The following is a 15638-nucleotide window of genomic DNA, read 5'->3' as shown; positions in this document are numbered from 1 at the left end:
AGGACCTGGGGGACCGACCGACAACCGATGACCTGACGAAGGAGCTTGAACGTGGCCACATGGGCACGGTGGTGCTACCGGCACCGGCTGGTGGTCCTGTTGCTGTGGGTGGGGGCGCTGTTCGGCACGGGCTTCGCCGCCTCGACGGCCGGAACGGACTACGCGAACGTCTTCTCCCTGCCGGACACGGATTCCAAGAAGGCCTACGACCTGATGGAGAAGGCGTTCCCCGCGCGCGCGGGCGACACCGACACCGTGGTCTGGAAGGTCGACCGGGGCAGTGTGCGTGACCAGGACGTACGGTCCCGAATACAGCCCGCCCTCGACGAGATAGCCGCGATGAAGGGCGTCGGCGACGTCGCCGGCCCCTACACGGGCGCGCAGGGCGCGGCACAGATCAGCAAGGACGGCACGATCGCGTACGCGCAGATCACCTTCACCCTGCGCGCCAACGAGGTCCCCAAGGAACTCGTCGAGGACGTCGTCGACACCGCGCGGGCCGCCGAGCGCGACGGGCTGCGGGTCGAACTGGGCGGCCAGGCCGTCCAGCGGGTGCAGGAGCCGCCGACCGGACTGGCGGAGATGGTCGGCCTCGCCGCCGCCGCTGTCGTCCTCTTCCTCGCCTTCGGCTCGTTCTTCGCGATGCTGCTGCCGATCGCGGTGGCCGTCTTCGGCGTGGGCATGGGCCTGTTCGGCACCCAGCTGCTCAGCCACAGCACCGACATCCCCGACCTGGCGCCGCTGCTGTCCTCGCTCATCGGTCTCGGCGTCGGCATCGACTACGCCCTGTTCATCGTCACCCGGCACCGGCGCGGCGTGCTGCGCGGCGTGGACCCCGAGGAGTCGGTGGTCACCGCCCTCAACACCTCCGGCCGCGCGGTGCTCTTCGCGGGCGGCACGGTGTGCATCGCGCTCGCCGGCATGCTCGTGACGAACCTGCGCTTCCTGGACGGCGTGGTCATCGGCACCTCCCTGACGGTGGTGCTGAGCGTGCTGGCGGCGACCACGCTGCTGCCCGCCCTGCTGGGCTTCCTGGGCCCGCGGGTCCTCAGCCGGGGGCAGCGGCGCCGGCTGGCGGAGAACGGCCCGGAGCCGGAGCGCACCGACGGGCTCGCCGTGCGCTGGTCGGGTGTGGTGCAGCGGCGTCCGCGCACGGTCGGCGCGATCGCGCTGGTCGTGATGGCGCTGCTCGCCCTGCCGGTGCTGTCGCTGCGGCTCGGCGCGACCGACCAGGGCAACGACGACACGTCCACCACCACCCGGCAGGCCTACGACCTGCTCGCCGAGGGCTTCGGGCCGGGCTTCAACGGTCCCCTTCAGGTGGTGTCGGACGGCGGTGACAGCGCCGCACTGGTCCGGGGCATCGAGGCGACGGACGGCGTGGCGCGGGTGGCCGCGCTGCCCCCGGCGCAGGGCGTCACCGTCATCCAGGTGATCCCGACGACCTCACCGCAGTCGGAGGAGACCGACGTCCTGATCGACACCCTGCGCGACGAGGTGATCCCGAACGCGGGCGCCCAGGCGCACGTCGGCGGTGTGACGGCGGTGTCCAAGGACTTCGCGACGGTCACCGGCGACCGGCTGCCGCTGTTCGTCGGCACGATCATCGGCCTCGGCTTCCTGCTGCTCCTGGTCGCCTTCCGCTCCCTCGTCGTGCCGTTGACGGCGGCCGTGATGAACCTGATCGCGGCGGCGGCCTCGTTCGGCGTCCTGGTGGCGATCTTCCAGTGGGGCTGGGGCCTGGAACTGCTGGGCCTCGGCAAGGAGGGCCCGATCAACGCGTTCCTCCCGGTCATCATGCTGTCCCTGCTCTTCGGTCTCTCCATGGACTACCAGGTGTTCCTGGTGAGCCGGATGCACGAGGAGTGGGTCCACACCAGGGACAACGCGCGGGCGGTCCGGGTCGGTCTCGCGGAGACCAGCCGGGTCATCAACTCGGCGGCCCTGATCATGGTGTGCGTCTTCCTCGCCTTCGTGCTCAGCGGCGACTCGGGCGCTGCGATGGCGGGCGTCGGGCTCGCGGCGGCGGTCGCCCTGGACGCGTTCGTCCTGCGTACGGCCCTGGTGCCGGCGGCGATGCACCTGCTCGGCACGTCCAACTGGTGGCTGCCGGCCTGGCTGGAGAAGCGGCTGCCCCACCTCGCGGTCGAACCGAAGGAGGAGGATCTGGCGGCACCGGTCGAGGCGGGTCCCGCCTCGGTGGTCCACGGTCTCGTGCGCGACTCCTCGGGTGCGCCGGTCGAGGGCGCGGCGGTCACGCTGATGTCCCCCGGCGGCCGTCAGCTCGACCGGGTGACCTCCCTGGCCGACGGCTCCTACATCCTCTCGGTGCCGTCCCCGGGCGGCTACCTCCTCGCGGTCACGGCACCGTCGTACGCGCCCCGCGCCCGGCAGGTGACGGTGGCGGAGGGGCCGGTGGTGTACGACGTGGAGCTGGCGGAGGGGGAGGTGGACGCGGTCAGCTAGCCGTTCTCGCCTGCCCGGCCTTGATGGTTTCGGCGACGTCGAGCGTGACCTTGGCGCCGATGGAGTCGGGCAGGGTGACGGTCTCGCCGGGGGAGTACGGGCGGTGGTGCTCGTAGTCCCCCGCGACGGGGTCGGTGAGGACGTGAAGGCGCTGGTGCTTGCGGTCGACGATGACGTAGACCGGGATCTCGGCGCTGGCGTACGCCTTGACCTTGGTTTTGAGATCGTCCTTCCAGTTGCTGGAGGTGACCTCCAGGACGAGCCGGAAGCAGACCGGGTCGTAGCAGTTGTTCTCGACGAAGTGCTCGTCGATGTCCGCGTCCACCACGACGAGGTCGGGGATGGCGTAGTCCTCGGTACCGGTGGGCAGCCAGAGGCCGACGTTCTGAAGGACCTCGGTCTCGCCGTCGTCGAGGCCGGCGGCGATGAAGGGGCGCATGAGCTTGGTCAGAGCGCGGGCGTGCGGGGCATCCGGTGAAGGGGTCACGAGGAGGTGGCCTCCGATGATCTCGACGCGGTAGCCCGGATGGCGCTCCATGATCTCGTCGGCGATGGCCGTGAGGGAGAACGGCTCGTCGTCGAAGGGCTGCTCGACGGATGCGGCGGACATCGCGTGCCTCCTAGGGGCTGGTGTCGAGAGCATCATCGTAGGCAGCCCGCACCCCCGGTGTCCCGTTCCGGCCCCTTCACCCGAAAGTGGATCAGTCCTTCCGGACGCCCCTGCTCCCCGGGTCCGGCAGGACCCTCGTCATGCCCGGCAGGAAGTCCGTGAACAGCTCGTGCACGTCGTGGACCAGCGGGCGCAGCACCCGGAAGCGGGCCAGGGACACACCGCGCGCGGTGAGGCGGGCGCCGCGCTCGGCCAGGCGGTAGCTGCGCTCGCGGCCCTCCGTCCGGTCGAAGATCCAGTAGAGGACGAGGCCCATCTGGGAGAGCCACATCAGCTCGGGCAGGGCGTCCCGCAGCTCCTGCGGAACCTTCGCCTTCGAGCCCGCCAGCACCTCGCGGTGGACGGCGATGGCCTCCACGCGCGCGTGCTCGCTCTCCGGCGAGAACGGGCTGAGCGGGCTGTCCGGGTCGGCGGCGTTCTTGAAGAACTGGACGGCGAACTCGTGGTACGGCGTCGCCACGTCCAGCCAGGTCCGCAGCACCCCCGCCAGCCGCGCCTCCAGATCGGTCTCCCGGTCCAGGACCGCCCGGACCGCCTGCCGGTGCTCGGCGGCCAGACGGTCGTAGAACCCCTGGATCAGGTGTTCCTTGCCCTCGAAGTAGTAGTACGCGTTGCCGACGGAGACCCCGGCCTCCTGGGCGATGGCCCGCATCGTCGTCCTGTCGTACCCGCGCTCCTGGAAGAGCCGCATGGCGGTCTCCAGGATCAGCGCGCGGGTCTGCTCGGACTTGCTGGGCGGGGGGCCGGGGGCGGGGGCCGCCGCGTGGGGGCCGTCGTGGTTCGCGGGCACGGACAGAGAGCCTAGTCAGTGCCGCAGGCGCCGTCCGTACAGGAGGTGGGCGGAGTGCGGGTCCAGCCGGAGCGCGGGTCGTACGACCAGCCGTCGGAGCCGCGGTACATCCGCCCGCCCCACTCCCCGCCGCCCGGGCGGGACCCCCTGCCGCCGGTCCGCGGCCCGCGCCACTTCGCGGCGGCCAGGACCGCGCCGCGCGCCAGGCGGGCCCCCGCCGGTGTGCTCAGCCGGTGGGCCAGTGCCCGTTGGCCGCGCAGGGCCCACAGGGTGACGATCCAGGCGGCGGCGGAGCGGTAGACCTGGCCGGCGTCGCCGACGACGGTGATCTCGTCGAGGGTGCTGTCGTGGTCGAGCCCGGGGAAGCGACGGCGGGCCTGCGGCGAGCCGGCCGGGACCAGGTCCAGCGGCACCAGCTGGGGCTGGCGTACGAGCCAGTCGCGCACGAAGGCGCACAGCCCGCACCCGGCGTCGTAGAGGACGGTCAGCCGGCGGACCGGGACGCGCGGGGCGCCCCGGTCCGCGGTGGCGGCCTCGGTGGCCTCCACCCCGGTCACGCGCCGGCCGCCGGAGCGGTCCAGCCCTGCGGCGCGACCGGCGGGACCTGCTCGCGCTCCAGCAGTCCGCGCCGCCGGATCCGGTTGAGCACGTACACGTTGCCCAGGTGCATCCCGCCGAGCACCAGCAGCACCACGCCCAGCTTGGTCGACAGTGCCTCGAAGATCCCCCGGGTGTCCGTGACGGTCTGGTCGTCGCTCAGGTACAGCGCGACGAAGCCGAGGTTGACCAGGTAGAAGCCGACCACCAGGAGGTGGTTGACGGCGTCGGCGAGCTTCTCGTCGCCGTGGAGCACATCGGCGAGGAAGATCCGGCCGTTGCGGCTGAGGGTCCGGGCCACCCAGACGGTCAGACCGACGCTGACGACCAGGTAGATGACGTAGGCGATGACGGTGCGGTCCATGCCCCACCCCTTCTTGAACGCGTTCAAAACGCTGACAAGGGGAGACTGTAGACCTCCTTTTGAACATGTTCAACTCGCCTGCGGGGCGCGGCTGTCCGGCCGTCGGCGTCAGCTGTGGCGGGCCAGTTCCGGGCGCTTGGAGTAGTCGGTGAGGCCGAGGATGTTGCCCCAGGGGTCGGCGAACTCGACGGTCCAGCCGGTGGCCCCGGAGAAGGGGGCGTCGAGCGGGGTGATCCCGGCCTCCGCGAGCCGGTGGGCGGCCGCGGACGCGTCCGGGACCTCGATCCACAGGCGCGGGGCCGGCCACGACGGCGGCCGGTGCCCCAGTCCGTCCTCCTGCCGCAGCAGGATCCCCGGGGTCTCACCACCCACCTTGAGCAGGGCGATCCCGGCCTCGTCGAACCGGAACGCCGTGGTGAACCCCGCGCGCTCGTAGAACGCCACCGCCTCGCCGAGATCCCCGACGGGCAGCAGGACGTTGTCGAACCCGAGCAGTTCGTAGGACTGGTCATCCGACATACCGTCAGAATAGGTGCACACCGGATGAAAAGCCGTGATTGACGGGTTCGTCCCCGTACCGACCCGACTTCCTAACGGGCGGCCTCCTCCTGCAAGATGACCTGAACTCACTTAACTGTCACATCCGATCATCTGGCCTCGGGGAGTAGTCACCGTGACCGAACAGCCGCAGCAGCCGCAGCAGCCCCAGCCGGGGTACGGCTATCCGAACGCCGGTCAAGGGCCGTACGCGGGAGGCCAGGCCGGTCCCTACGGGTATCCGCAGCAGGGCTACCAGCAGCCCGGCTACCAGCAGCAGGGGTACGCCCAGGGCGGCTACCAGCAGCCCGGGTACGCCGCTCCCGGCGGCTACACCGGCGACCCCAACGCGCCCTACGGCTACGACCCCTACGGGCGCCCCTACTCCGACAAGTCGAAGATCGTCGCCGGTATCCTCCAGCTCTTCCTGGGCACCTTCGGCGTCGGCCGGTTCTACATCGGCAACGTCGGCCTCGGCCTCGCCCAGCTCTTCACCTGCGGCGGCTTCGGCATCTGGGCGCTGATCGACGGCATCATCCTGCTGACCAGCAGCAACACCACCGACGCCAACGGACGGGTGCTGCGTGGCTGACGTGGCCGACGCGCCCCGGACGCCCCCTGCCCCCGCGTCCGCCCTGCTGCGGCACCCGGCGGCGGCACCCCTCGCGGTGCTCGCCGCCGGTCTGGCGGGCAGCGTGTACCTGTACGGCACCAACCCGCACGAGCCCGGCCACCTCCTGCCGCAGTGCCCGTTCCGCCTGGTCACCGGGCAGCTCTGCCCCGCCTGCGGTGGCACCCGCATGGCGTACGACCTGCTGCACGGCGACCTGGCCGGGGCCTGGCACGACAACCGTGCCCTGCTGCTCGCCTCGCCCTTCGCCCTCGCGCTGCTCGGACGCTGGGCGTGGGAGGGGCTGCGCGGGCGCCGCTGGCGGCCGCGGCTCAGCCGCCGCACCCAGATCCTGATCCTGGGACTCGCCGTGACCTGGACCGTGGTGCGCAACGTCGTCTGACGGCCGCGGGTTGCCCGACGTTTCGACCGGTGACGCTTTCCGGCTGTTACATGGCGAGAATCTGATCACAGAACAGGAACGATCCGCCCGGGTCCCTCCCCTTCGCCCCATCCGTCTCTCTAGTCTCACGCCAGACGGGGGGCGGCCGGGTTCGGCCGGATACGTGCGTGCGCGTGCTCCCCGGCCCCGGAGCCGTTCCGCTCCGGGCTCTCACGAAGTCATCCCAGGAGCAAGCTCACATGACCGTCCCCACCCCTGACGCGCCCTACGGCTACGACCCCCAGGGCCGCCCGTACTCCGACAAGTCGAAGATCGTCGCGGGCATCCTCCAGCTCTTCCTCGGCTCCCTCGGCATCGGCCGCTTCTACGTCGGCAGCGTCGGCGTGGGCGTCGCCCAGCTGCTGACCTGCGGCGGCCTCGGCGTCTGGGCGCTGATCGACGGCATCCTCTTCCTCACCAGCAACGACCGCACCGACGCGCAGGGCCGCGTGCTGCGCGGCTGACGTCACCGGCGCCGCAACGGCGAGGGCCCCACTCCTCACGGAGCGGGGCCCTCGCCGTCGTACAACCGCCGTACGGGCGCCGGACGGCTCAGAAGCGGCGCGTGATCAGCGCCTTCTTCACCTCGGCGATCGCCTTCGTGACCTCGATACCGCGCGGGCAGGCGTCCGTGCAGTTGAACGTCGTGCGGCAGCGCCACACACCGTCCCGGTCGTTGAGGATCTCCAGGCGCTGCTCGCCGGCCTCGTCGCGCGAGTCGAAGATGAAGCGGTGCGCGTTGACGATGGCCGCCGGGCCGAAGTACTGCCCGTCGTTCCAGAACACCGGGCACGACGAGGTGCACGCCGCGCACAGGATGCACTTGGTGGTGTCGTCGAAGCGCTCGCGGTCCTCGGCCGACTGCAGCCGCTCACGCGTGGGCTCGTTGGTGTCCTTCGTGATCAGGAAGGGCATCACGTCCCGGTACGCCTGGAAGAACGGCTCCATGTCCACGACCAGGTCCTTCAGGACCGTCAGGCCCTTGATGGGCTCGACCGTGATCGGCTTCTCCGGGTTGATGTCCTTGATCAGCGTCTTGCACGCGAGGCGGTTCTTGCCGTTGATCCGCATCGCGTCCGAGCCGCAGATGCCGTGCGCGCAGGAACGGCGGAAGGTCAGGCTGCCGTCCAGCTCCCACTTGATCTTGTGCAGACCGTCGAGGACGCGCTCCTTGGGGTCGATCTCCAGCTGGAAGTCTTCCCAGGTCGCCTCGGCCGAGACCTCCGGGTTGAACCGGCGGACGCGGAAGGTGACGGTGATGTAGGGGGACGCGGCGGACTCCGCTTCCACCTTGTCCAGAACGGGGGTTGCCATCAGTACTTACGCTCCATCGGCTGGTAGCGGGTCTGGACGACCGGCTTGTAGTCGAGACGGACGGACTCGGTGCCGTCGTCGCCCACCTCGCGGTACGCCATGGTGTGGCGCATGAAGTTGACGTCGTCGCGGTTCGGGTAGTCCTCGCGGTAGTGACCGCCGCGGGACTCCTTGCGGGCCAGCGCGGAGACGGCCATGACCTCGGCCAGGTCGAGCAGGTTGCCCAGCTCGACGGCCTCCAGCAGGTCGGTGTTGAACCGCTTGCCCTTGTCCTGGATCGCCACGTTCTTGTAGCGCTCGCGCAGCTCGGCGATCTTCTCGACCGCCGTCTTGATCGTCTGCTCGGTGCGGAACACCATGACGTTGGCGTCCATGGTCTCCTGCAGCTCCTTGCGCAGGGTCGCCACCCGCTCGGTGCCGGTGGACTCGCGCAGCCGCTCGATCTGGTCGGCCACGAACCGCGCCGGGTTCTCCGGCAGCTCCACGAAGTCGGCCTTCTGTGCGTACTCCGCGGCCGCGATGCCGGCCCGGCGGCCGAACACGTTGATGTCCAGGAGCGAGTTGGTGCCCAGGCGGTTGGCGCCGTGCACCGACACGCAGGCCACCTCGCCCGCCGCGTACAGACCCGGTACGACGGTGGTGTTGTCCGCGAGGACCTCGCCCTCGACGTTGGTCGGGATGCCGCCCATGGCGTAGTGCGCGGTCGGCTGGATCGGGATCGGGTCGGTGTACGGCTCGATGCCCAGGTAGGTGCGCGCGAACTCGGTGATGTCCGGGAGCTTGGCGTCCAGTTGCTCCGGCGGCAGGTGCGTCAGGTCGAGGTAGACGTGGTCGCCCTCGGGACCGCAGCCGCGGCCCTCGCGGATCTCCGTGTAGATGGAGCGGGACACGACGTCACGGGACGCCAGGTCCTTCATGACGGGAGCGTACTTCTCCATGAAGCGCTCGCCGTCCTTGTTGCGCAGGATGCCGCCCTCGCCGCGGGCGCCCTCGGTGAGCAGGATGCCCATGCGCCAGATGCCGGTCGGGTGGAACTGGAAGAACTCCATGTCCTCCAGCGGCAGACCCCGGCGGTACACGGCGGCCTGGCCGTCGCCGGTCAGCGTGTGCGCGTTGGACGTCACCTTGAAGAACTTGCCGCAGCCGCCGGAGGCGTAGATCACGGCCTTCGCCTGGAAGATGTGGATCTCGCCGGTGGCCAGCTCGTAGGCGACCACACCGGCGGACCTGCGGACGCCGTCCACCTCGGTGATCAGCTGGTCGAGGACGTAGAACTCGTTGAAGAACTCCACGCCCTCCTTGACGCAGTTCTGGTACAGCGTCTGGAGGATCATGTGGCCGGTGCGGTCCGCGGCGTAGCAGGACCGGCGGACCGGGGCCTCGCCGTGGTTGCGGCTGTGGCCGCCGAAGCGGCGCTGGTCGATGGTGCCGTTCGGGGTGCGGTTGAACGGCAGGCCCATCTTCTCCAGGTCGAGGACGGCGTCGATGGCCTCCTTCGCCAGGATCTCGGCGGCGTCCTGGTCGACCAGGTAGTCACCGCCCTTGACCGTGTCGAAGGTGTGCCACTCCCAGTTGTCCTCCTCCACGTTGGCCAGCGCGGCGGCCATGCCGCCCTGCGCGGCGCCCGTGTGGGAGCGGGTGGGGTAGAGCTTGGTCAGCACGGCGGTGCGGCTGCGCTTCGTCGACTCGATGGCCGCGCGCATGCCCGCGCCGCCGGCGCCGACGATGACGGTGTCGTACTTGTGGATCTTCATGATTCTCGCAGCCCCGTGCCTAGCGGATGTTCGGGTCGAAGGTGAAGATCACCAGCGTGCCCAGCAGGATGGTGAACACCGTGGCGGTGTAGAGCAGCGCCTTCAGCCACAGCCGGGTGTTCGCGCGCTCCGCGTAGTCGTTGATGACCGTGCGCAGGCCGTTCGCGCCGTGCAGCATCGCCAGCCACAGCATCAGCAGGTCCCAGACCTGCCAGAACGGGCTGGCCCAGCGGCCCGCCACGAAGGCGAAGCCGATCTTCGACACGCCGCCGTCCAGCACCAGCTGGATGAGCAGGTGGCCGATGACCAGGACGACCAGGACGATGCCGGACAGGCGCATGAACAGCCAGGCGGCCATCTCGAAGTTGCCGCGGGTGGACCGCGGGGTCTTCTTGGTGCGCTTGCGCGGGGCCTCGATGAGCGGCGCGGGGTTGTCCACGCCGTAGCCGCCGTGCGCGTCCTCGACCGGGCCGACGCCCGACGCGGTGGTTTCAGTGGTGGCCATCGACGTCACTTCCCGAACAGTTCACGAGCGGCGTGGCCGAGCACCGGGTAGATCGCCCCGAGCATCAGCACGACCCAGACGCCGACAACGGTCCACAGCATGTGCTTCTGGTAGCGGGCGCCCTTCGACCAGAAGTCGACGGCGATGACGCGCAGGCCGTTGAGCGCGTGGAAGAGGATGGCGGCGACGAGGCCGTACTCCAGCACGGCGACGATGGGCGTCTTGTACGTGGCTACGACGTTGTCGTAGTCCTCGGGGGAGACGCGCACGAGAGCGGTGTCGAGCACATGGACGAACAGGAAGAAGAAGATGAGGACGCCGGTGACTCGGTGAGCCACCCAGGACCACATTCCTTCCCGGCCGCGGTACAGCGTTCCAGCCGGCACGGAAGAACCCTCCGGGAGCGGGGACTAGGGCCGCGCCGGCTTCGGTGTCGGTCGGGCCCGGCCGGGTACGGTCCACCGGCCCCCAGCATCGTAGCCATGCGCCGCCGCCGGGCTCAGCCGGGGGTCTGTGGTGTGATCAAACTGGCATTCAAGAGCGCACGTACGGGTGAGTTCCGTCCGTGAGGAGGGCGATCAGACGCTCCCGGGCGAGGTGGCGGAGTTCTTCCGTGGCCACTACACGTTCGTCTTCCGGATCGTTCGCCAATCGTGACCGGATTCCCTCCAGGACGCGGTCCAGCGACTCGCGCGGGGAGACGCCCGCCAGGCAGATGACGAAGACGTGGCCGAACTTCGCCTCGTAGGCGGCGTGGGCGGCGCTCAGGGCGGTGTGGGCGGCCTCGTAGGTGCCGTCCGGCAGGGCGGGGAGCGATTCGCCCGCCAGGGCCTGTGCCAGGTCCGCCGACGTCAGGTCGTAGGCGGCCTCGTCGGAGGCGGCCAGCAGGGCGTCCGGGGTGGGGTAGGGGCGGTGCGCGGCGACGCGGTGGGCCCAGCGCGGGCTGCGCAGACAGGAGAGGAGGGCCCGGTGGGCCTCGGGGGCCGGGGCGGTGTTGAAGCCCCTCAGCAGGGGCAGGTCCGGTATGGCGACCGGGCCGGGCGGGTGGGGGAGTCGGTGGGCGGGCAGCGTGGATCCTCGCGTCACGAAGTGGTGCGGCAGGGGATGCTGTGAAAGGTGTGACGCCACGCTATCCAGAATGGTCACGAGGCGGCCGACGGTTGCCTGAATTTCACCCGAACGGGAGAGTTTCGGAACGCCCGGTGGACACGTTCGGCTGCCGCCGGTCGTAGGTTGGCGGAATGAGCAGGCACAGGCGCAGGGTGCGGGGCGACGGCAGGACGGGGCGGCGGGCGCTGTTCGTCGGGGCGCTCGTCACGACGGTCGGACTCGGCGTCGGGATCGGGGTGTGGGCGTCGACCGGCGGCGACGACGCCGGGGCCGGCGCGGAGCGGGCTCCGGGCACGGTCTCGGCGCAGAGTCCGTCCGCCGCCTCGTCGACCCCGGCCGACCCGTCACCCACCCGGACGTACCCCCTGTCCGAGGCGCCCCGGACCATACCCGCCGTACGGTCGCACACGGCGGCGCGCGGACCCGGGTGGCGGCCGGCGAAGGGACAGCGGGTCGTCGTCGACGACGCCCGGCTCGCCGACGAGGGCCGGCTGATAGCCGGGGAGCTGGGCCTGGCGTACGCGGGCGAGTCGGCGGGGACCCGGCCCGGGGACCTGCGGCTTGAGCTCGACGACGGGAAGGGGGCGAACCCGGAGTCGTACACGATGACCGTGCGCGACGGGCGGGTCACCATCAGCGGGCCGGAGGCGGGGGTCTTCTACGGGACCCGGACGCTGAAGCAGGAGGTGCGCGGGGGCGGTACGGCGCCGGAGGGCGTGGTGCGCGACCAGCCGGCCAAGCCGGTGCGCGGCCTCTCCCTGGACATCGCGCGCAAGCACTTCACCGCCGGGTGGATCGAGGACCGGGTGCGGGAGCTGGGGGACCTGAAGTACAACCGGCTGCAGCTGCACTTCTCCGACGACCAGGCCTTCCGGATCGAGTCCGACAGCCATCCGGAGATCGTGGCGCGGCAGCACCTGACCAAGGCGCAGGTGAAGGACATCGTCGCGCTGGCGGCGGCGCGGCACATCACCGTCGTCCCCGAGATCGACTCGCCCGGCCACCTGGGCGCGGTCATCGCCGCGCACCCCGAGCTCCAGCTGCGCAACGTGCGGGGGGCCGCCGCTCGCGGCGCCGTCGACATATCCGACCCCGCCGCCGCCCGGCTCGTCGACGACCTGCTGAACGAGTACGCCGATCTGTTCCCGGGCGGCGAGTGGCACCTCGGCGGGGACGAGTACCTGGCTCTGATGGCGTCCGACCCGGAGGCCTCCTACCCGCAGCTGGCGGCCGCAGCGCGGAAGCGGTACGGGGCCGGGGCGGGGGTCGCCGACCTCACCACCGGCTGGCTCAACGACCGGGCCGGGACCGTCCGCGCCCACGGCCGGACCATGTCGGTGTGGAACGACGGCTTCTTCCGCGACAGCTCGGTACGGCCCGCCGACGACCTGCGGGCCGCGTACTGGACCGGCAAGGAACTCGGGGCGCGCAAGCCGGTGGAGTACCTGAGCGCCGGCCGGAAGGTCGTCAACTACAACGACGAGTTCCTCTACTACGTGCTCGGCGAGCCGCAGACCTTCGTCTATCCGACGGGGCGGCGGATCTACGAGCAGTGGACGCCGCTGGTGCTGCGCGGCACGACGCCGGTGGCGTCGCGGTACGACGCGCAGATACCCGGCGGGTTCTTCGCGGTGTGGTGCGACCTGGCCGGCGCGCAGACGCAGGACCAGGTGGCGGCCGGTATACGGATGCCGCTGCGGGCGACCGCCCAGAAGCTGTGGGACGCCCGCGAGCCGGCGCTGACGTGGGCGCAGTTCGGGGCGCTGGCCGGGCGCGTGGGGTGACGGGTCGGTAACGGGTGTGGACCCGCGACGGTGATGAACCGTAGGTTCCGCTCCATGCGGTCCGGGGGGACCGCCGGGGAGGGGAGGGGGCTTCATGTCGTGCGCGCGTTGCGGGAGGGCCGGTGCCGTGCCGGAGGGGGAGCCGTCGTGCGGGCAGTGCGCCGCCGCGCCGTCCGGGACCCCGCGGGAGCTGCCGTCGGCGCCGCCGGTGAGCCCGGTGCCGCCGGCCAAGGGGGTGGCGCCGGTGGCCTGGCTGCGCTCGCCGGTCGGACTGGGGCGCGCGACGGCGGCCCTGCTCGGGCTGGTCCTGGTCGTCGACCTGTTCGCGGTCGGGGTCGAGCTGTACGTCCACAATGTCCTGGACGACATCGTGAACGGAGGCGGGGGAGCGGACCTGGCCCGGCGGGCCGACCGCGCCGACTCGCTGTTCGAGACCTCGGGGGTGCTGCAGAGCGGCGCCCTGCTGGCCGCCGCGGTCGTGTTCCTGTGCTGGTTCTACCGGGTGCGCGTCAACGCGGAGGTGTTCGACCCGTTCGGGCACACCATGAAGCGCGGCTGGGCGATCGGGGCGTGGTTCGTGCCGCTCGTGAACCTGTGGTTCCCGCGCCGGATCACGGTGGACGTCTGGAAGGCCAGCGGCGACCCGGAGCGGCCCCGCGGACACGGGCTGGTCAACGCCTGGTGGGTGATGTGGGTCGTCTCGATCAGCGTCAGCCGCGTCGCGTCGCGGATGTACGGGCGCGCCGATGAGGCCGAGGTGGGGCGTACGGCCGTCCGGCTGCTCCTCTTCGCCGACCTCACCGACGCCCTCGCCGCCGTGCTCGCCGTCCTGCTGGTGCTGCGGCTGACGCGGATGCAGCACGAGAAGGCGTTGCGCGGACCGGTGGCCGGCGGGATCATGCAGGCCCCGGTGCTTGGCTGAAAAGCGCCGGTCGTGAGTGGGGCGGGACTCGGTGTGGTGCTCCAGTGACATTCCGGTGCCGTCGCACGCAGTAAGGGGAAGTGCGGGCTCCGTAAGGGATGGCGCCCCGGCGAGGGAGACGTGATGAGCCTGGTGGAACTGATCGCTCAGGCCGACGAGCGTGGACTGGCCGCCAGCGGCTTGGCTTGTTTGGACCGGTGCGTGCCGTTGCTGGGAGGCGACGACGAGGTGCTGCGGCCGCTGTGGGGGAACCTCGCGGCGGGGGCCGACGCGGCGGCCTGGAGCGGCCTGGTGGAGCAGGCGCGCGAACGGATCGGCGAGACCCCCGAGGACGCCGAGGGCGCCGGCGACGAGGCCGCGGCGCTCGCCCGGCGGATGCTCGCCGCGGTGCCGGCCGAGCGGTCGAACGGCGAGCTGCGGACGTGGGCCGACGCCTGCTCGGTCGCCGCGCTGCAGATACACCGGCTGCTCGACCCCTCCGACGACCCCGACCCGGTCGACGCGCGCCGCGAGGGCCGTACCGACGGGATGCCGCCGCTGGCCGCCGCCGAGCTGCGCCGTCAGCTGACGATCCTGGAACTCCTCGCGGAGCACGGCGCGGGCGGGCTGCGCCGGGCGCTGGACGTGTCCACCGAGGGGCGGCGGGTACTGCGGGCGGTGGTCTCGCGCCGCGCACGGGCCGTGGGGTGACGACCGCCCCCTATCTCACCAGCCACTTCACCACGGCGTCCCCGTACTGGGCCGTCGTCGTGTAGAAGGCCGTCAGGTCGCGGTGCGCGGAGGCGAACGCGGCTTTGGCACGCGGCTCGTGGGCCGGGCCGCCGTAGTGGGCGAGGAGACTGCCGCGGGCCGGGCGCCACAGGGCGTCGAAGTCCGCGGCCGACAGGAAGGCGGCCACCCGCGCCGTCTGGGCCGCCGTCAGCAGGAGGAACGGTGGCTGCCCGGTGTCGGTCGTGTAGACCCGCTGGCCGCCGAGCACCACCTGGGCGCCGGGGCCGGCGTCGGTGTGCTCCGGCGGGGCGTCGGCGTAGAGAAGCTGGTGGTCGTGGTAGCGGGCGTCGAGCATTTCCTCGCGGTGCCGGTCGATCCGGTCCCGCACGGTGTTCCAGTCGTCGTCGAACAGCCTGCGCAGCCAGGACGCGCTGTTGCGCAGCGCCGCCGGGGGCACGGCGCGGAGATGGAAGTACGCGCTCATCACTTCGAGAGCGCAGGGCCGGGGCGGAGTGTCACACCGGGGACCGCCGGTGACCGGGGTGCGGGGGAGGTGGGGCGGTCCTGCGCCGGTCCCGTGTCAGGTGCCTCGCGCCGGTGACGAATGACGGGCCGGAGTCGCTCTTCCCTGTGTGACCAGTGCGATGAGCGAGACCCAGGAGACCCGGCCCACGGCCGCCGCCAGACCTCAGCGGTGGGCCGCCGACGCCGTGGCGACGATGCGTGAGGGCGCCCGGCTGTACCTCGACTACTCGGCACAGAGTCTGTGGCGCGTCGACCGGGTGATCGACGACATCCGCCGCGAGGGCACGCCGTACGCCGCCATGGCAAGCGCGCTGCGCGGCCTCGGCGCGTACGCCGGCGAGGTGATCGTCCGGGAGACCGGCGGCGAGTGGTGGACCAGCGGCGGCGACCACTGGGTGCGCACCCCCGACGGCCGCCTGTGGGACCCCCTCGACGAGGCCCGGCGCTGCTTCGCCGGGGAGGGGTCGCTGCGGCTGCTGTGCCGGGACGCCGTGGGGTGACGCGGCGGGGCGGGGGCGTTGTGTGAGCGGTGACACA

Annotated in this window: 19 protein-coding genes; 8 read left to right on the top strand and 11 right to left on the bottom strand. The window is 71.4% G+C overall.

The features are described 5' to 3' along the window. The first annotated feature begins 51 nt into the window (after positions 1 to 51). A complete protein-coding gene (locus AC3ET3_RS02145; RefSeq protein WP_432155375.1) occupies positions 52 to 2466 on the top strand; it encodes an MMPL family transporter in 2415 nt (804 codons plus the stop codon). On the opposite strand, the gene AC3ET3_RS02140 is transcribed toward AC3ET3_RS02145, so the two are convergent. The 5 genes from AC3ET3_RS02140 to AC3ET3_RS02120 all read right to left on the bottom strand — a co-directional run bounded on the left by AC3ET3_RS02140 (position 2459) and on the right by AC3ET3_RS02120 (position 5406). Further along, complete coding sequence (locus AC3ET3_RS02140; protein ID WP_432134879.1) at positions 2459 to 3076, bottom strand: Uma2 family endonuclease; 618 nt, start codon at positions 3074 to 3076, stop codon at positions 2459 to 2461. The genes AC3ET3_RS02145 and AC3ET3_RS02140 overlap by 8 nt on opposite strands. A 91-nt stretch (positions 3077 to 3167) precedes the next feature. Then, positions 3168 to 3926, bottom strand: a complete 759-nt coding sequence (locus AC3ET3_RS02135) for a TetR/AcrR family transcriptional regulator (protein WP_432134878.1) — start codon at positions 3924 to 3926, stop codon at positions 3168 to 3170. Between the two features lie 11 nt (positions 3927 to 3937). Beyond that, positions 3938 to 4483, bottom strand: coding sequence for a thiol-disulfide oxidoreductase DCC family protein (locus AC3ET3_RS02130; RefSeq protein WP_435611516.1), 546 nt, complete (start codon positions 4481 to 4483; stop codon positions 3938 to 3940). Beyond that, the gene (locus AC3ET3_RS02125; RefSeq protein WP_435611515.1) at positions 4480 to 4887 is read right to left on the bottom strand and encodes a hypothetical protein; all 408 of its coding nucleotides are present in this window, start codon (positions 4885 to 4887) and stop codon (positions 4480 to 4482) included. Before AC3ET3_RS02125 ends, AC3ET3_RS02130 begins: the two co-directional genes overlap by 4 nt. 108 nt (positions 4888 to 4995) lie before the next feature. Further along, positions 4996 to 5406, bottom strand: coding sequence for a VOC family protein (locus tag AC3ET3_RS02120; protein WP_432134875.1), 411 nt, complete (start codon positions 5404 to 5406; stop codon positions 4996 to 4998). Positions 5407 to 5560: 154 nt separating this feature from the next. Between AC3ET3_RS02120 and AC3ET3_RS02115 the strand changes: the two genes are divergently transcribed. The 3 genes from AC3ET3_RS02115 (at position 5561) to AC3ET3_RS02105 (ending at position 6940) form a co-directional block, all read left to right on the top strand. After that, complete coding sequence (locus AC3ET3_RS02115; protein WP_435611514.1) at positions 5561 to 6016, top strand: TM2 domain-containing protein; 456 nt, start codon at positions 5561 to 5563, stop codon at positions 6014 to 6016. Then, complete coding sequence (locus AC3ET3_RS02110; RefSeq protein ID WP_432134873.1) at positions 6009 to 6437, top strand: DUF2752 domain-containing protein; 429 nt, start codon at positions 6009 to 6011, stop codon at positions 6435 to 6437. The genes AC3ET3_RS02115 and AC3ET3_RS02110 overlap by 8 nt, the downstream gene beginning before the upstream one ends. 239 nt (positions 6438 to 6676) lie before the next feature. Continuing rightward, a complete protein-coding gene (locus AC3ET3_RS02105; RefSeq protein ID WP_432134872.1) occupies positions 6677 to 6940 on the top strand; it encodes a TM2 domain-containing protein in 264 nt (87 codons plus the stop codon). A gap of 88 nt (positions 6941 to 7028) precedes the next feature. On the opposite strand, the gene AC3ET3_RS02100 is transcribed toward AC3ET3_RS02105, so the two are convergent. From AC3ET3_RS02100 to AC3ET3_RS02080, 5 genes are all read right to left on the bottom strand, one after another. Further along, a complete protein-coding gene (locus AC3ET3_RS02100; RefSeq protein WP_432134871.1) occupies positions 7029 to 7790 on the bottom strand; it encodes a succinate dehydrogenase iron-sulfur subunit in 762 nt (253 codons plus the stop codon). Further along, positions 7790 to 9544: a succinate dehydrogenase flavoprotein subunit gene (sdhA, locus tag AC3ET3_RS02095; RefSeq protein WP_432134870.1), complete on the bottom strand. Its 1755-nt coding sequence runs from the start codon at positions 9542 to 9544 to the stop codon at positions 7790 to 7792. The genes AC3ET3_RS02100 and sdhA overlap by 1 nt, the downstream gene beginning before the upstream one ends. A 19-nt stretch (positions 9545 to 9563) precedes the next feature. After that, positions 9564 to 10049 carry a succinate dehydrogenase hydrophobic membrane anchor subunit gene (locus tag AC3ET3_RS02090; RefSeq protein WP_435611513.1) on the bottom strand — a complete coding sequence of 162 codons (486 nt, stop codon included), beginning with the start codon at positions 10047 to 10049 and terminating at the stop codon, positions 9564 to 9566. Between the two features lie 5 nt (positions 10050 to 10054). Then, on the bottom strand, positions 10055 to 10435 hold the full coding sequence (sdhC, locus tag AC3ET3_RS02085) for a succinate dehydrogenase, cytochrome b556 subunit (protein WP_432134868.1): 381 nt from the start codon (positions 10433 to 10435) through the stop codon (positions 10055 to 10057). A gap of 148 nt (positions 10436 to 10583) precedes the next feature. Then, the gene (locus tag AC3ET3_RS02080; RefSeq protein ID WP_435611618.1) at positions 10584 to 11135 is read right to left on the bottom strand and encodes a 2-oxo-4-hydroxy-4-carboxy-5-ureidoimidazoline decarboxylase; all 552 of its coding nucleotides are present in this window, start codon (positions 11133 to 11135) and stop codon (positions 10584 to 10586) included. 155 nt (positions 11136 to 11290) lie between these two features. Between AC3ET3_RS02080 and AC3ET3_RS02075 the strand changes: the two genes are divergently transcribed. The 3 genes from AC3ET3_RS02075 (at position 11291) to AC3ET3_RS02065 (ending at position 14555) form a co-directional block, all read left to right on the top strand. Next, the gene (locus AC3ET3_RS02075; RefSeq protein ID WP_435611512.1) at positions 11291 to 12943 is read left to right on the top strand and encodes a beta-N-acetylhexosaminidase; all 1653 of its coding nucleotides are present in this window, start codon (positions 11291 to 11293) and stop codon (positions 12941 to 12943) included. Positions 12944 to 13070: 127 nt separating this feature from the next. After that, positions 13071 to 13865: a DUF4328 domain-containing protein gene (locus AC3ET3_RS02070; RefSeq protein WP_435611511.1), complete on the top strand. Its 795-nt coding sequence runs from the start codon at positions 13071 to 13073 to the stop codon at positions 13863 to 13865. A gap of 123 nt (positions 13866 to 13988) precedes the next feature. Continuing rightward, positions 13989 to 14555 (top strand): hypothetical protein, encoded by a 567-nt coding sequence (locus tag AC3ET3_RS02065; protein ID WP_432134865.1) that lies wholly within the window; start codon positions 13989 to 13991, stop codon positions 14553 to 14555. A gap of 10 nt (positions 14556 to 14565) precedes the next feature. Here the strand turns inward: AC3ET3_RS02065 and AC3ET3_RS02060 are convergent, their stop codons facing one another. Beyond that, a complete protein-coding gene (locus tag AC3ET3_RS02060) occupies positions 14566 to 15060 on the bottom strand; it encodes a DUF1877 family protein (RefSeq protein ID WP_432134864.1) in 495 nt (164 codons plus the stop codon). 160 nt (positions 15061 to 15220) lie between these two features. Here AC3ET3_RS02060 and AC3ET3_RS02055 point away from each other — a divergent pair, with 160 nt between their 5' ends. Then, a complete protein-coding gene (locus AC3ET3_RS02055; protein ID WP_435611510.1) occupies positions 15221 to 15601 on the top strand; it encodes a hypothetical protein in 381 nt (126 codons plus the stop codon). The last annotated feature ends 37 nt before the right edge of the window (positions 15602 to 15638 follow it).

The organism is Streptomyces sp. bgisy159, assembly GCF_057707805.1.
The sequence above is the reverse complement of the archived record's forward strand: the minus strand, read 5'-3'. Positions and strand labels throughout refer to the sequence as shown.

Coding starts and splice junctions, on each gene's coding strand:
- AC3ET3_RS02140 (WP_432134879.1), bottom strand. CDS start 3,076: ATGTCCGCCGCATCCGTCGAGCAGCCCTTCGACGACGAGCCGTTCTCC.
- AC3ET3_RS02125 (WP_435611515.1), bottom strand. CDS start 4,887: ATGGACCGCACCGTCATCGCCTACGTCATCTACCTGGTCGTCAGCGTC.
- AC3ET3_RS02120 (WP_432134875.1), bottom strand. CDS start 5,406: ATGTCGGATGACCAGTCCTACGAACTGCTCGGGTTCGACAACGTCCTG.
- AC3ET3_RS02105 (WP_432134872.1), top strand. CDS start 6,677: ATGACCGTCCCCACCCCTGACGCGCCCTACGGCTACGACCCCCAGGGC.
- AC3ET3_RS02100 (WP_432134871.1), bottom strand. CDS start 7,790: ATGGCAACCCCCGTTCTGGACAAGGTGGAAGCGGAGTCCGCCGCGTCC.
- sdhA (WP_432134870.1), bottom strand. CDS start 9,544: ATGAAGATCCACAAGTACGACACCGTCATCGTCGGCGCCGGCGGCGCG.
- AC3ET3_RS02090 (WP_435611513.1), bottom strand. CDS start 10,049: ATGGCCACCACTGAAACCACCGCGTCGGGCGTCGGCCCGGTCGAGGAC.
- AC3ET3_RS02075 (WP_435611512.1), top strand. CDS start 11,291: ATGAGCAGGCACAGGCGCAGGGTGCGGGGCGACGGCAGGACGGGGCGG.
- AC3ET3_RS02065 (WP_432134865.1), top strand. CDS start 13,989: ATGAGCCTGGTGGAACTGATCGCTCAGGCCGACGAGCGTGGACTGGCC.
- AC3ET3_RS02060 (WP_432134864.1), bottom strand. CDS start 15,060: ATGAGCGCGTACTTCCATCTCCGCGCCGTGCCCCCGGCGGCGCTGCGC.
- AC3ET3_RS02055 (WP_435611510.1), top strand. CDS start 15,221: ATGAGCGAGACCCAGGAGACCCGGCCCACGGCCGCCGCCAGACCTCAG.